14 protein-coding genes, 1 pseudogene and 1 riboswitch are annotated in these 14,695 nt (G+C 68.8%); of the genes and pseudogenes, 11 read left to right on the top strand and 4 right to left on the bottom strand.

Annotated features, from left to right (window positions below; genetic code table 11):
* Positions 1–55 precede the first annotated feature (55 nt).
* Complete coding sequence (locus AU196_RS14340; RefSeq protein ID WP_059095746.1) at positions 56–913, top strand: putative endonuclease domain-containing protein; 858 nt, start codon at positions 56–58, stop codon at positions 911–913.
* A 77-nt stretch (positions 914–990) separates the two neighbouring features.
* Here the strand turns inward: AU196_RS14340 and AU196_RS14335 are convergent, their stop codons facing one another.
* The 3 genes from AU196_RS14335 to glnX are packed head-to-tail and all read right to left on the bottom strand — an operon-like array spanning position 991 to position 5,602.
* Positions 991–3,282, bottom strand: a complete 2,292-nt coding sequence (locus AU196_RS14335; protein WP_059095745.1) for a serine/threonine-protein kinase PknG — start codon at positions 3,280–3,282, stop codon at positions 991–993.
* Positions 3,282–4,250, bottom strand: coding sequence for a glutamate ABC transporter substrate-binding protein (locus AU196_RS14330; protein ID WP_502687263.1), 969 nt, complete (start codon positions 4,248–4,250; stop codon positions 3,282–3,284). The genes AU196_RS14335 and AU196_RS14330 overlap by 1 nt, the downstream gene beginning before the upstream one ends.
* A 32-nt stretch (positions 4,251–4,282) precedes the next feature.
* Positions 4,283–5,602, bottom strand: a complete 1,320-nt coding sequence (gene glnX, locus AU196_RS14325; RefSeq protein ID WP_059095743.1) for a protein kinase G-activating protein GlnX — start codon at positions 5,600–5,602, stop codon at positions 4,283–4,285.
* A 132-nt stretch (positions 5,603–5,734) separates the two neighbouring features.
* Here glnX and AU196_RS14320 point away from each other — a divergent pair.
* Positions 5,735–6,238 (top strand): annotated as a pseudogene (locus AU196_RS14320) (NUDIX hydrolase); the annotation flags it as partial.
* On the opposite strand, the gene thiE reads toward AU196_RS14320, so the two are convergent.
* The gene (gene thiE / locus AU196_RS14315; protein ID WP_059095741.1) at positions 6,225–6,908 is read right to left on the bottom strand and encodes a thiamine phosphate synthase; all 684 of its coding nucleotides are present in this window, start codon (positions 6,906–6,908) and stop codon (positions 6,225–6,227) included. The pseudogene AU196_RS14320 and the gene thiE sit on opposite strands and share 14 nt — an antisense overlap.
* A gap of 34 nt (positions 6,909–6,942) precedes the next feature.
* Positions 6,943–7,058: riboswitch (TPP riboswitch) on the top strand.
* Here thiE and thiO point away from each other — a divergent pair.
* From thiO to AU196_RS14270, 9 genes are all read left to right on the top strand, one after another.
* Positions 7,047–8,063: a glycine oxidase ThiO gene (gene thiO / locus AU196_RS14310; RefSeq protein ID WP_059095740.1), complete on the top strand. Its 1,017-nt coding sequence runs from the start codon at positions 7,047–7,049 to the stop codon at positions 8,061–8,063. It overlaps the preceding riboswitch by 12 nt.
* Positions 8,060–8,257 (top strand): sulfur carrier protein ThiS, encoded by a 198-nt coding sequence (thiS, locus tag AU196_RS14305; protein ID WP_059095739.1) that lies wholly within the window; start codon positions 8,060–8,062, stop codon positions 8,255–8,257. Before thiO ends, thiS begins: the two co-directional genes overlap by 4 nt.
* Positions 8,250–9,008, top strand: a complete 759-nt coding sequence (locus AU196_RS14300) for a thiazole synthase (protein ID WP_059095738.1) — start codon at positions 8,250–8,252, stop codon at positions 9,006–9,008. Before thiS ends, AU196_RS14300 begins: the two co-directional genes overlap by 8 nt.
* Before the next feature lie 10 nt (positions 9,009–9,018).
* Positions 9,019–9,777 carry an SGNH/GDSL hydrolase family protein gene (locus AU196_RS14295; protein ID WP_231737575.1) on the top strand — a complete coding sequence of 253 codons (759 nt, stop codon included), beginning with the start codon at positions 9,019–9,021 and terminating at the stop codon, positions 9,775–9,777.
* On the top strand, positions 9,774–10,676 hold the full coding sequence (locus AU196_RS14290; protein ID WP_059095737.1) for an ABC transporter ATP-binding protein: 903 nt from the start codon (positions 9,774–9,776) through the stop codon (positions 10,674–10,676). The genes AU196_RS14295 and AU196_RS14290 overlap by 4 nt, the downstream gene beginning before the upstream one ends.
* Complete coding sequence (locus tag AU196_RS14285) at positions 10,676–11,416, top strand: ABC transporter permease (RefSeq protein ID WP_059095736.1); 741 nt, start codon at positions 10,676–10,678, stop codon at positions 11,414–11,416. Before AU196_RS14290 ends, AU196_RS14285 begins: the two co-directional genes overlap by 1 nt.
* A gap of 461 nt (positions 11,417–11,877) precedes the next feature.
* A complete protein-coding gene (locus AU196_RS25855) occupies positions 11,878–13,128 on the top strand; it encodes a hypothetical protein (protein WP_197415795.1) in 1,251 nt (416 codons plus the stop codon).
* A 5-nt stretch (positions 13,129–13,133) separates the two neighbouring features.
* The gene (locus AU196_RS25850) at positions 13,134–13,691 is read left to right on the top strand and encodes a hypothetical protein (RefSeq protein WP_059095734.1); all 558 of its coding nucleotides are present in this window, start codon (positions 13,134–13,136) and stop codon (positions 13,689–13,691) included.
* The gene (locus tag AU196_RS14270; protein WP_059095733.1) at positions 13,688–14,686 is read left to right on the top strand and encodes an HTTM domain-containing protein; all 999 of its coding nucleotides are present in this window, start codon (positions 13,688–13,690) and stop codon (positions 14,684–14,686) included. The genes AU196_RS25850 and AU196_RS14270 overlap by 4 nt, the downstream gene beginning before the upstream one ends.
* Positions 14,687–14,695: the final 9 nt, after the last annotated feature.

Here is a 14,695-nt window from a genome sequence, read left to right as displayed (position 1 = left end):
GATAACTTCGCGACGGGCGGGTGAGGATGTCGGGCCGCTCCGCCACTGTGCGGGCATGGATCTGCGGGCCCCATTCGTCGGGAGCGAGGCGCTGTCGGCCGGTGTGCTGAACCGTCATCAGCTGCGAACCCGTTACCGTGCGGTGTTCCCCGACGTCTACCTGTCGAGGGGCTCGCCGCTGACGCTGCCGCAACGGACGTCGGCGGCGTGGTTGTGGTCGCGCAGGCAGGCCACCGTCGCGGGGTTGGCGGCCGCGGCGGTGTACGGGACGAAGTGGATCGATGCCGACGTCGTCGTCGACCTCGTCCACGCCAACCCCAGGCCCCCGCAAGGTATTCGAACTCGGCGCGCAGTACTGCTGGACGGGGAAAGACAGATCGTGAACGGCTACGCCGTCACCAGTCCGGCGCGCACCGCATTCGATCTCGGGCGCGAAGGCACAGTGGTTCAGGCTGTGGCACGGCTCGACGCGCACACCCGGGCAACGGGTTTGAGAAGCGGCGATGTGGCGGAGCTCGCAGCGCGCCACCCGGGTGTCCGCGGTCTGCGGCAACTCGAGACAGTGCTCGATCTCGTCGACGCCGGAGCAGAGTCACCAAGGGAGACCTGGCTGAGACTGCTGCTCATCCGGGCCGGTATGCCCCGCCCGCGCACGCAGATACCGGTGCTCGGTGCCGACGGAGCCGCTTTCGCGTACCTCGACATGGGGTGGGAGGAGTGCATGGTCGCCGTGGAGTACGACGGCGAACACCATCAGACGAATCGGTGGGTGTACACCAGGGACGTCCGCCGCGCGGAGAAAGTCGACGCCGCCGGATGGCTCGTCGTTCGGGTGGTCAAAGAGGACCATCCTGTCGACATCGTGCGACGGGTCCGGCAAGCCCGGGCCCTGCGCCTGGCGAGTGTGTCCTGAGGGCGTCGAGTGTGCAACCAGGGCGGAAGGTCGGCCGGAAACCCGCCCTGGTTACACAGTCGGCGCCAAGGCCAGCATCAGAACGTGCTCATCGGGCGCACGCTGTTCGCCAGGTCGATCAGCGCGTAGCGGTGCGCCTGCGTGGGCGCGACGCGTGCCAGCGCGCGCAGCGACGCCTCGACGCCGAGCTGCAATCCGTGTTCGGTGAACGGGAATCCGAGGATATGGTTGGTGTTCGCGGAGTTGTCGACGAGCCAGTCCATCGCGGTGCCCAGCACCAGCGCCCGGATCTGCAGCACCCGCGGTTCGGTGTCGGGCAGCGCCTCGACCCGGCGGGCGGCGTCACGGATCTGCTGTTCGGTGATCTCGCTCGACGACCGCCCCGACAGCAGCGTCACCGCACTGGTCAACCGGGCGGTGGTGAAATGCCGTGACGTGGCCGGAACCTCGTCGAGTGTGCGCACGGCACCCTCGCGGTCACCCTCCGCGGACTGCGCGCGCGCCAGCCCGAACCCCGCGGAGATGATGCCGTGGTCGGTGCCCCACACCGTCTCGTAGAACTTGCGCGACGGCGCCTGTTCGAGGTCGGAGCCGCAGAGCTCGGCGGTCGCGGCCAACGCCAATTTCGGTGCCAACTCCCCGGGCAGCGTGTCGAGGACCTCGGTGAAATGCTTTGTGGCCGCATCGTAATCGGCCGACAACAGCTCGGCGACCGCGCGGAACCACACCAGCCGCCAGCGCCAGCCCACGCGGGTGGACAGATCGTCGAGTTTACGGGTGGCCTTCGCGACGTCCCCGAGGTCGAGCAGCGCGCGCACCTCCATGAGCGGCAACTCGACCGATTCGGAGAGGTCGATGCCCTCCGAGTCCAGCGAACCGTGCCGGGCGGCACGCAACTGATCGAGCGTCTGCACCGGCTGGCTCAGCACGCTCGCCGAGAGCACCGCGGCGCCCACATCGGTCGGATCCACCAGCGGTACGGGCAGTGCCCGCACGATCTCCTGGGCGGTGAGCTTCTCCGAATGCACCTGCCCGTCGACATAGACATCGGTGTGGGCGACCAGCAGGTCGATGCCGAACGTCGACCGCGTGGGTGAGAACACCGTCGACAGACCGGATCTCGGGACACCGGTGTCGCGGGCCACCACCTCGCGCAGCACACCCAGCAGCTGTGAGGACATCTCCTCGGCGCTGGCGAACCGGCGCCGCGGGTCCGGGTCGATCGCCCTTCGCAGCAGCCGGCCGAACGAGTCGTACTGGACCAGCACCGGATCGTCGGCGGGCAGGCCCTCGACGTAACGACCCTTGCGCGTACGCAATTCGAGCGTCAACGCCGCCAGCGTCCGGCCGACGGTGTAGATGTCGCTCTGCACGGTCGGACCCGTCCGCACGATCTCCGGCGCCTGGTAACCCGGGGTGCCGTACAGGTAGCCGAACGAGTTGATCGTCGACACCGCGCCGAGGTCGATCAGCTTGACCTGATCCTCGGTGAGCATGATGTTCTCGGGTTTGAGGTCGTTGTACGTCAACCCCAGCGAGTGCAGATACCCCAGCGCAGGCAGGATCTCCAGCATGTAGCCGATGGCCTGGGCGACCGGAAGACGTTGCCCTCTGGCCTGTTTCAGCGACGTCCCGCCGACGTACTCCATCACGATGTAACCGACGGGGCTGCCGTGTTTGTCGTCGTGTTCGACGAAGTTGTAGATCTTCACGATCCCGGGGTGCGTCACCTCGGCCAGGAACTGCCGCTCCGCCATCGCGATGGCCTGGGCCTCGGCGTCACCGGAGTGCACCAGACCCTTGAGCACCACCGGCCGTTCGTTGACGTTGTGGTCGAACGCCAGGTACACCCAGCCGAGGCCGCCGTGGGCGATGCAGCCCTTGATCTCGTACTGGTCGGCGACCATGTCACCCGGATTGAGTTGCGGCAGGAACGAATACTGACTGCCGCAATGCGGGCACCAGCCCTCCGACAGCGCCTTGCCGTCCGACGTCGACCGCCCGACCGGCCGCCCGCAGTTCCAGCAGAAGCGTTTGTTCTCGGCGACCACCGGATTGGTCATCAGCGCTTCGAGCGGATCCTTAGTGGGCACCCGCGGGATCTCCACCAGCCCGCCGCCGAGCCTGCGGACCGGCGACAGCGTCCGGATCGCCGTGGTCGCGTGGTCCTGCGGTTCGGTGTCCCCGGTGTGCACGCTGATGCTGTCGGAGTCGTCGAAGTCCGGCCGGAACACCGCCTGGGTGGCCATCGGGCGCATCGTCGACGCCGAGTCCAGATCGAGGTCGTCGAGGCTCGCCGGCTGGGTACCGGGATCCTCCTCCATGCCGGGATCGATGGCGGCGTCGAGATCGTGTTCGGGCCTGGCCATCAGTCCACGTACCTCGCCACCGGCGGTGAGGGCGCGGGGCCCAGTACCGTCAACCACTTGCGGTAGAGCGCAGACCAGGTGCCGTCGTTGCGGATGCGCTGCAGCGTCCCGTTGACGAACCGCACCAGCCCCGTGTTCTCCAGGTTCACCCCGATCCCGTAGGGCTCCTCGTTCATGCTCGGCCCGACGATGTGCAGGTACGGGTCTTGCGCCACCAACCCGGCCAGGATCGTGTCGTCGGTGCTGACGGCGTCGACCTGCCGCTGCTGCAGCGCCACCAGGCAGTCCGCCCAGGTGACCGTCGACACGATGATCGGCGGGGGGCTGATCTGCTGGACCCGCCGTAGCGACGTCGTCCCCTTCACCACGCACACCCGCCGTCCCGACAGGTCCGCGGCCCGCGTGATCGCCGAGTCGCGAGGTGCCAGGATCCGCTGGTTGGCGTTGAGGTACACCGTGGAGAAGCCGACCTTCTCTTTCCGCTCGCAGGTGATCGTCATGGTCTTGACGACGACGTCGACTTGGTTGTTCTGCAACGCGATGATCCGGTCGGCCGACGACAGGATGCGGTAGTCGACCTGCGCGGGGCTGCCGAAGATGTCGCGGGCGATCTCACCGGCGATGTCGACGTCGAACCCGGTGATGTCACCGGTGATCGGATCGCGGAACGAGAAGAGGTTGCTGCCGATGTCGAGGCCGACGATGAGCCTGCCCCGCTCGCGGATGTACGCCACCGCGTCGTCCGCCTCGGCGCGCGTCGGGAAGGGCCGCAGGCTCGCCCGGCGGTTGCAGTCGTCGGCCTCCGGCATCGGCAGCCGCGCGTGCTCGGGCGGTAGCTCCTCCATCCCCGCCGGGGTGGGCGGCGCGAGGGTGACACCGGGTGTCGGCACCACCGAGGCGGCCTGCCCACACCCGGTGAGCACCACCAGGGTGGCGGTGAGCAACGCGAACAACCTCGACACGCTCATCAGCGGCTGTCTGTTCTTCGCGCGAGCGCTCATCACCGGTACTCACTGAGTCGTGGCCACAGTCCCAGCGCCACCGCCACCGCGGCGATCACGCTGAGCGCCGCGGCGCCCGCCGTCGCACCCGACAGCACCCGCCGGGCGTTGAGGATGTCGTTGCGCAGCTGGCTCCGGCTCTGCTCGATCGCCTTGCTCAGCGCGTCGTTGAGCTTGTCGAACGCGGGCGTCGAATCGTCCTCGCCGGTGCCGAGCGCGACCTGGGTGGCGGCCTGGTAGTTGCCGACGGCGATGTAGGCGTTGATGCGGTCGTCGGCCGCCCGCCACCGGGAGAGCAGGTCCTCGGCGGCGGCCAGGTCGGTGCTGTCGATAGCGTCCTCGCGGGCGAGGTACTGCGCCAGAGTCTTCTGCATCCCGTCGATCCGCTGGTAGTACGACTGTTTGCGGACCTCCTCGTCGCCGCGGCGGATCAGAGCCAGTGTCTCGTCGGCGCGGGCCTGCTGCGCGGTGATGGCCAGGGTGGTGATGGTCTTGAGCGATTCGGCGCCGGCGCCCTTGGCGCTGCGGCTGTCGGTCGTGGAGATCGTCAGCGCGGTACCGACCCACAGCACCATGATCAGCACCGCCAACCCGCCTGCGACGAACCCGATGTTCACCCGCCGCCGCGTCCGCCGGGCCAGCCAGCGGTTGGCGAACAGACCGAACAGCAACGTCGCCAGCACCACGAGGATGACCGGCGCCGGGATGCGGGTCGAGGCTCCCGTCTCCTGATCGACCTGTGCCGAGGTGCGTTCGTAGAGCCGTTCGGCGTCGGGCAGGATCTTCGTCTGCATCAGCGACGACGCCTCGGACAGATACGAGGAGCCGACCGGGTTGCCCGCCCGGTTGTTGGTCCGCGCCGTCTCCACCAGTCCGGTGTACACCGCGAGTTCGGCGTTGATCCGGCCGAGCAACTGCACCAGCTGCTCGTCGGTCAGCCCGCTCGAGGCCCGGGTCAAGGCCACCGCGGCGTCGGTGATCGCCTGTTCGTAGCGTTGGCGCACGTCGCGGGGTTCGGTGCCGGCGATGAACGCGGTCGCGGCGGCGGCGTCGGCCACCGAGAGCCGGCTGTACAACTCCCCGGCGGCGAACGACAGCGGCTCGGTGTGATTGAGGACGGTCGTGAGCGCCCGCTGGCGGTCGTTGATCGTCGTCGACGTGGCGAAGGCGCTGGCGATCGCGAGCGCGGCGAGCACGACGCCGATGGTGAGGATGCGGCCCGGGGTGGTCCACAGGAACCACCAGCGCGGGTGGGCGGGAGTGGTCGGCGACCGGGACGCGAGTGGCTCGGTCGAGGGATGCGCCAACTCCACAGTCACCTGTGCGCCGTCCTCATCTATCCGGCAACTCTCCGACCGTTCGACTCTATAAAAGAATCCTAAGAGGTTCTGTCACGGCTCGCGCCCAATCGAGCGGAGCCGCAGAGGTTGGTGCGGCCCTATCCTGTACGGGTGCGTGGCGACGGTGACGGCTGGGTATTCTCCGACGGCGGCGGCCGCTACTGGGGCAGGCACGGCGCCGCCGGTCTGCTGTTGCGCGCGCCACGGTCCGACGGGTCGGCCGCAGTGTTGCTGCAGCACCGGGCGCCGTGGAGTCATCAGGGCGGGACATGGGGTCTGCCCGGGGGCGCCCGCGACAGCCACGAGACACCCGAGCAGGCCGCGGTGCGCGAGGCCCACGAGGAAGCGGGGCTGTCCGCCGACCAGCTGATCGTGCGGACCACCGTGGTGACCGCCGAAGTCGTCGGCTCCGGCGGCGCGTCGTGGACCTACACCACCGTGATCGCCGATGCGCCCGAACTGCTGCACACCGTGCCCAACCGGGAGAGCGCCGAACTGCGCTGGGTTCCCGAAGAAGACGTCGCCGCGCTGCCTCTGCACCCGGGGTTCGCCGCCAGTTGGGAGCGGCTGCGGACCGTCACCGCGGCCTTCCCGCTGATGGTCAACGGCCAGCGGTGAGCGCGCCCTTGAGGCGCTGAGCTGCCGCCTTCGGATCGTCGGCCGCCGTGATCGCCCGCACCACGACGATGCGGCGGGCACCGGCCTCGAGCACGTCGGGCAGCCGGGCCTCGTCGATACCGCCGATCGCGAACCACGGCTTGTCGGCGCTCAGCGCGGCGGCCTCACGGACCAGGTCGAGTCCGGGGGCGGGGCGCCCCGGTTTGGTCGGCGTGGGCCAGCACGGCCCGACGCAGAAGTAGTCGACCTCCTCGGCAACCGCCGCGCCGACCTGAGCGCTGTCGTGGGTGGACCGGCCGATCAGCGGGCCCGCGCCGATGATCCGGCGGGCCACGGCCAGCGGCAGATCGTCCTGGCCCAGGTGCAGCACGTCGGCCCCGGCGGCCAGCGCGATGTCCGCGCGGTCGTTGACCGCCAGCAGTGCGCCGTGGCGGCGGGCGGCGTCGCCCAGGATCTCGAGGGCGGCCAGTTCCTCGCGTGCCTCGAGCGGCCCGAATCGATGTTCGCCGGCCGACCCCTTGTCGCGCAGTTGGATCACGTCGACACCGCCGGCGAGCGCCGCGTCGGCGAACTCGGCGAGGTCACCACGTTCGCGGCGGGCATCCGTGCACAGGTACAGCGAGGCCTGCTCGAGGCGCGGGCCGAGCGGGTCGAGGGGTTCACGCACACGGCGACGGTAGCGCTTCGGCCGCGGGTAGGGTTGATGGCCACACGGGAGTCCCGGGACAGCGGGACTGAGAGTGGGTCCGATCATCCGGCCCTTACCGTCGGACCTGATCCGGGTCATGCCGGCGAAGGGAGGGCCATGCCACCGGACAAGACTCTCGCCGTCATCGGCGGCGGGGTCATCGGCCTGTCGGTCGCGCGCCGCGCCGCGCTCGACGGCTGGACGGTGCGGGTGCACCGCAGCCCCGAGAGGGGTGCGTCATGGGTGGCCGGCGGGATGCTCGCCCCGCACAGCGAGGGCTGGCCCGGCGAGCATGAGCTGCTGCGCATCGGGCTGGTTTCGCTGCGGTTGTGGCACGACGGCTTCCTGGAGGGGCTGCCCGCCGACGTGGTGACCGCCCGGGAGTCGCTGGTGGTGGCGGTGGACCGCGCCGACGCCGCGGACCTCAGGACCGTCGGCGAATGGCTGGCCGCCCAAGGCCACCCCGTCACACTCACCACAGCGGCCCGCGACATCGAACCGCTGCTGGCCCCGGGCATCCGCCACGGCTTCGTCGCCGACACCGAACTGGCCGTCGACAACCGTGCCGTCGTCGACGCACTGGAGGCGCACTGCACCCGGCTCGGGGTGCGGTGGGCGCCCCCGGTCGACGATCTCGCCTCCGTCGACGACGTCGTCCTCAGGGTGCTCGCCAACGGTGTCGACGCCCCGACGCTGTGGCCCGGCCTGCCGATCCGCCCCGTGAAGGGTGAGGTGTTGCGCCTGCGCTGGCGGCGCGGGTGTATGCCCGTCCCGCGCCGGGTGGTTCGCGCCCGCGTCCACGGCAGGCAGGTGTACCTGGTGCCGCGGGCCGACGGCGTGGTCGTCGGCGCCACCCAGTACGAACACGGCCGCGACACCGCCCCCGTGGTGACCGGGGTGCGCGACCTGCTCGACGACGCGTGCGCGGTCATGCCGGCACTGGGGGAGTACGAGTTCGCCGAGTGCGCGGCGGGACTGCGACCGATGACGCCCGACGGGCTGCCTCTTGTCGAGTGGCTCGACGAGCGCACACTGGTGGCAGCAGGGCACGGCCGCAACGGCTTCCTGCTCGCGCCATGGACAGCCGAGCGGGTCGCGGTCGAACTGCAGACGACACAGGGAGCCAGGACATGAACGTGACCGTCAACAACGAAGACGTCCACCTCGACGGGCAGACCACCGTCGCGGAGCTGGTGGCTCGAATGGGGTTTCCCGACAAGGGTATTGCGGTGGCGGTCGACTGGTCGGTGCTGCCCCGGTCGGAATGGGAGACGCCGCTGCGCGACGGCGCCCGCGTCGAGGTGGTCACGGCGGTGCAGGGTGGCTGACCAGACGTTCACGATCGCCGGCCGTGAGTTCGGGTCGCGCCTGATACTCGGGACCGGCGGGGCGGCCAATCTCGCCGTACTGGAACAGGCCCTGATCGCGTCCGGCACCGAGCTGACCACGGTCGCGATGCGGCGCGTCGACGCCGAAACCGGCACCGGCGTACTCGAACTGCTGCACCGGCTGGGGATCAGCCCGCTGCCCAACACCGCGGGATGTCGCGGGGCCGCGGAGGCGGTGCTCACCGCACAGCTCGCCCGGGAGGCGCTCGGCACGGACTGGGTGAAGCTCGAGGTGATCGCCGACGAACGTACCCTGTTACCCGACGCGGTCGAATTGGTCCGGGCGGCAGAACAACTCGTCGATGACGGTTTCACCGTGCTGCCCTACACCAACGACGATCCGGTGCTCGCGCGGCGACTCGAGGACATCGGCTGTGCGGCGGTCATGCCGTTGGGGTCGCCCATCGGCACCGGGCTGGGGATCGCCAACCCGCACCACATCGAGATGATCGTCGGCGCCGCGAACGTGCCCGTGATCCTCGACGCCGGCATCGGCACCGCCAGTGACGCCGCACTGGCGATGGAATTGGGTTGCGATGCAGTACTTCTGGCGAGCGCTGTGACCCGGGCGGCCGATCCACCTGCAATGGCCGCCGCGATGGCTGCGGCCGTGACCGCGGGGCACCTCGCCCGCCACGCCGGCCGAATCCCGAAGCGGTTCTGGGCGCAGGCTTCGAGTCCCGCTCTATGAGTACGGCACTGTGACGCGCTACGTGGCGCTCGGTTCGTCCATGGCGGCGGGCCCGGGCATCCGGCCCTCGGCCGACGGTGCGCCGTTCCGCGCGGGCCGTTCGGCGCGCAACTATCCGCACCTGGTGGCCGAACGACTGGGCCTCGACCTGACCGACGTCACCTATTCGGGGGCCACCACCGCCAACGTCCTCGACGAACCGCAGCACGGCACACCGCCGCAGATCGAGGCGCTCGACGGCACCGAGTCCCTGGTGACAGTGACGATCGGCGGCAACGACGTCGGCTACGTACCGATGCTGATGGCCGCCGGACTTCCCCGGCCGGTTCGCTGGCTTCCGCCGGTGCGCGCGCTGTTCGACGCGACCGCCCGAGACCGCGCACTGGTCGAGGTCCGCGAATCGCTGCACCGCGTGGCCCGGGCGGTACGGGGCCGGTCACCGGACGCCGAGGTGTTGTTCGTCGACTACCTGACGTTGTTGCCGCCGCCCGGTCAACCGGTTCAACCCCTGTCGGGTGCCGATGCGGCGCTGGGTCGGCGGATCGCCGACACGCTCGAGCGGCTGACCGGTCGGGCCGCCGCCGACGCGGGATGCGGCTGGGTCCGCGCCGCGCAGGCCAGCCGCGCTCACCACGCGTGGTCGGCAGAGCCCTGGACCACCGGTCCGGGCATCCCCTGGCCGGGTCGGCCGGCGCCCCTGCATCCCAATTCCGCCGGGATGCGCGCCGTGGCCGACCTGGTGGTCGCGGCGGTGGAGTCGCCGCGATGATCGAGTTGACCGGTCTCACCAAGAGATTCGGCCGGGTCCGCGCCGTCGACGACCTGACCTGCACTGTGGAACCCGGTGTCGTCACCGGATTCCTGGGGCCGAACGGTGCGGGTAAGTCGACGACCATGCGGATGATCCTGGGGCTGGACCGGCCGAGTGCGGGCACCGCCACGGTCATGGGCCGGCCGTATCGCGAGCACCGGCATCCGCTGCGGACGGTGGGCGCGCTGCTCGACGCCAGGCAGATCCATCCCACTCGCACCGCGCGTTCGCATCTGCGGTGGATCGCCGCCAGTAACAAGCTGTCCGACTCACGTGTCGACGACGTTCTCGGCATGGTCGGCCTCGCCGAGGTCGCGGGCAAGCCGGCGGGTGCGTTCTCGTTGGGGATGTCCCAACGACTCGGGATCGCGGCCGCCCTGCTCGGCGATCCGCAGGTACTGCTGTTCGATGAGCCGGTCAACGGCCTCGACCCCGAAGGCATCCGGTGGATCCGCACACTGATGCGCGACCTCGCCGGCGAGGGCCGCACCGTGTTCGTGTCCAGCCATCTGCTCGCCGAGATGGCCCAGACCGCGGACCGATTGCTGGTGATCGGACGTGGAAAGCTCATCGCGGCGACCACGGTCGGCGAGTTCGTCAACCGCGCCGGACTCGACACCGTCCGGGTGCGGACACCGGACCGCCCGCGGATGTGCGACGCGTTGGCCGCGGCAGGGTTGTCGTCGACGATCGAGGATTCGGCCGTTCTCGTCCACGGCGCATCGACCGAGCAGGTCGGTGAACTCGCGGCGAGACACGGACTGACGTTGCACGAGTTGAGCATTCAGCGTGCGTCGCTGGAGGAGGCCTATATGGCGCTGACCGACCAGGCCGTCGACTTCCGGGCGCAGCGCTGATGCTGCGCGCCGAGCGGATCAAACTGGGCAGCACCCGTTCACCACTGTGGTCGCTGTTCGCGGTCATCGTGGTCAGCCTGGGATTCGCGGTCATTCAGGCGTCCGTCGGCAGTGCATCGGTGCCGTTGGAACCGGAACGCGCGGCTATCGGCGTCGCCGCGTTCGCGGTTCCGGTTCTGATGGTGCTGGCGGCGTTGACCGTGACCGGCGAGTACCGCACCGGGATGATCCGCACCACGTTCCTCGCGACGCCGAGGCGCATCCGCGTTCTCACCGCGAAGGCCGTTCTGGCAGCGCTCTTCTCAGGGGTCTGTGCGTTGGTGATGGTGCTGGCGTCGGTGCTGGCCGTGCGCCTGGTGGGCACGCCCGAACAGGGCGCGGGTCTGGCGTTCACCGAGTTCGCGGTGTGGCGGACGACGGGCGCGATCGGTCTGTATGCGGCCCTGGGGGCGGTGCTCGCCGTCGGACTCGGGACGTTGGTGCGGCACAGCGCCGGGGTGATCGCGATCCTGCTCCTGCTGCCGTTCGTCATCGAACCGCTGCTCGGGTCCATTCCCCGGGTGGGGGCGCGGGTGGGACCGCTGATGCCGTTCGCCAACGTCAACACCTTCACCGAGGTGGCATGGGTGCAGACCTTCCCGATGTGGTGGGGTCCGCTGGGGGCGCTGCTGTACTTCACGGCTGTGGTGGCGGTGGTGTTCCTCGCCGCCGCCGTCGACATCAACCGCCGCGACCCCTGACCGCAGGAATCTGTTTGCGTTACGGGCAAATTTGTCGTTCTTGCTTGATCAAACAGATCGTGCAGTGGGGGCCCGGTGGGGTGCGCGTACCGAGTTCGCGAGCAGGTACGCGTTCAGCAAAAACAGGCTGAGGTGCAGTCGTGACGGTTCGCCGCGATTATTTCGGTGCCTTTTCCGAAACTTGCCACGGCCGAAGTGTGGTTATGGTAAGGCGGTATGAGCTTGCCCAGAGGGTGTGGGGTGGGTCCGACCGTGCTAGGCGCGCCGCTTAAAAGCAGGTCGACTATGTGGCGAGCGGTTCGCGGCACATCGTGGCGCAGCCACGTGTCTTTGCCGTCGCCGCCGCGGGCGGATTTGTTCGATGGGAAGATACTTTGCGTAAGCAATGTTCATCTGACGGCAAGAATGCGTGTGCCGAATATTGCAGCGAATATTGACAACGCCGAAAACACAGCCCTAGATTGACCCATCACCAGGCAAGGAAGCCTGCCGGCACCGTCGAAGGGGTTCGGGACATGGGCAAGCACTCGCTGCAACCGCCGAACGAGCCACCCGCGTCGGACACCTTGGAGACCTCGAGCAGGGCGTCGGCGGTACGGCGAACGCTGACGGTGCTCTGTGCCGGCGGGATGGCGCTGTCTGTGACGGCCTACTCCCAAGCGCCCCACGCTCCGGAGATCCAGCTGCTGTCCGCGCCGGGGGTGGGGATGGTCCCGCTCGCTCCGGCGAGCGATGACGCCGACGAGGGTCAGGGCGATCAGGGGTCCGACAGCTCCGCCGAGGCGGCGGGTGGCTCCTCGGACACGCCCAAGGACGAACCGGCACCGGCGGACGAGGGGGATGACGAGCCTCGTATCGGCACACGAGGATTGCTGGATCTCGGAGGTGGCGGAGGACTCGACCTCGGGAACCTCGACCTCAGCGACCTCGCCGACGGGGTGCTTGACACCGTGGACGACACGGTCGACGGCGTGACCGACACGCTCGACACCACGGTGGACGGCCTGGACGAGGCGCTCGACCTCACCGATGCGACAGATCTCACGGACTTGACCGATGTGGTCGATACCGCTGTGGACGGTGTGGGTGACACGGTCGATTCCACGGTGGATGCGGTGGATTCGGCGCTTGATGTCAGCGACTCGGCATCGGATGCCGATGGTGTGGGTGATGTGCTCGACACTGCGGCCGACGGGGTTCTGGACACTGTTGACGGGGTGGCCGATTCGTTGGATCTGACCGATGTGGTGGATGGGTCGGATCTGACCGACACGCTCGACACGGCGGTCGACGGTGTGGCCGACGCGGTGGATTCCACGCTGGATGCATCGGATGCCGATGGTGTGGGTGATGTGCTCGACACTGCGGCCGACGGGGTTCTGGACACTGTTGACGGGGTGGCCGATTCGTTGGATCTGACTGATGTGGTGGATGGGTCGGATCTGACCGACAGCCTCGACACGGCGGTCGACGGCATCGCCGACACAATCGATTCGACCCTCGACCTGAGCGACGGATCCGATACCACCGACGCTGTCGACGGCACCAACCCGTCCGATCGACCGACCCCGAATCCGGTCGCGCGCTTCTTCAAGTTCCTCTCCGACCTCTTCTGGAAGGTCGTCCACTTCTTCGAAGAACTGGTCTCCCGGTTCGTCGACCTGCTCTTCGGTGGCGGACCCGCCGGCCGCGACGGATGGTGGGAGCTGTAACCGGCATGGAGCCACTCGACGGTGAACCCACGCCGAAACGCCGACGGGCCGCGGACATCGCCATCAGCGTGCTGGTGGCGCTGCTCGTCCTCGTCGCCGTCGTCGGCTCACTGCCGGACTCGGCGATCAAGGACACCGCCGCGCCGATCCTCCAACCATTGACCCGCGCAACAGGTCTGGACCAGAGCTGGGGCGTGTTCTCCCCGAACCCACCGCGGAAACTCACCGAGGTCGAGGTGCACGTCATCATGAGCGACGGCGAAGACCGGGTGTGGCGGCTCGACGCCGACCGCTCCCTCCCGGGATATCGCTGGCGCAAGCTCAAGGAAGAGGTCATCAGGCACAAGGCACTTCGATCCGGGTTGGCCAAGTACGTCGTCCGCGAAGTGACCGAACCCGGCGAACACGCGGTCCGCGTGCTGATGGTCGTGCAAATCCGGACGCTGCCCCTGCCCGGTGACGGCGAGCCGAAAACGGTGCGCAGGTTACTGTTCGACCAGAAGGTCACACCCGCCCAGGACCGTGCGCCGGTCGACGCGCCGAATTCGGTGGCGACGCGATGACGGTCGACGCTCGGTCACGGCTGCGACAGGTGGGCGGCGACTCGGTGCGGGCCTGGCGCAGATTCTGGTTCAGCTACGACTCGGCCTATCCACTCGGTCTGATCCGGATCGCCTTCGGTCTGCTGATGATCGTCTGGACGGTGACGCTGTACCCGGAGTTGTACGACCGCTTCGGTCCCGACGGAGTTGTCCCGCGCCCTCCGACCGCGGACTTCACCTGGAGCGTCTTCCGGTTGTTCCCCAGCGACGCCGCCGTCTTCGCCGGGTGGGCCCTGCTGCTGTTGGCATCGATCGCTCTCACCCTGGGTTGGCGTAGCAGGCTGGCCGCCATTCTGGTCTTCGTCATGGTGGTGTCCTTCGAGCGCCGCAATCCGTTCGTGATGAACGCCGGTGACGTACTGCTGCGGGTCGAGGCGCTGTTCATCGCTCTGGCCGCCTCGGGTGCCGCACTGTCGCTGGACCAGCGTCGACGAACCGGCTCCTTCTGGACGGCGGAGCAGCGGCGGATCTGGCCCGTCCGGCTCATGCAGATCCAGGTGTCGATCATCTATGTCTCGACAGTCGTCGCGAAGCTCCACGGCAAAACCTGGCAGGACGGCACCGCGGTGTCGTATTCGTTGCGGCAGAACGACTTGCTGTTCTTCACCACCCCGGCGTGGATCACCGACAGTCTGCTCATCTCGAACGTCATGAGTTGGTCGACGCTGGTGATCGAATTGGCCATCGGACTGTTGGTGTGGAACCGCCGCGCCCGGCCGTGGGTGCTGGCCGCCGGCGTCGTCCTGCATCTGAGCATCTTCGTCAGCATGTCGATCGGGCTGTTCAGTCTGGCCATGTTCGTCCTGTACCTGGCGTTCCTTCCCAGTGGCCGCGCCGAGGCGATCGCAGGTGGCATCGCCGAGCGGATCGCCGGCCGCCCGCGCAGACGCAGTGGGCGCCACTCGCGACAACGGTCAGACGACGTGACGCGCAGCCTTGCCCGGAGCGGCGGTTGACCCGCGCCC

It is taken from the genome of Mycobacterium sp. IS-1742 (genome assembly GCF_001500125.1).
Taxonomy (GTDB): Bacteria; Actinomycetota; Actinomycetes; order Mycobacteriales; family Mycobacteriaceae; genus Mycobacterium.
This window is presented reverse-complemented; position numbering and strand designations above follow the sequence as displayed.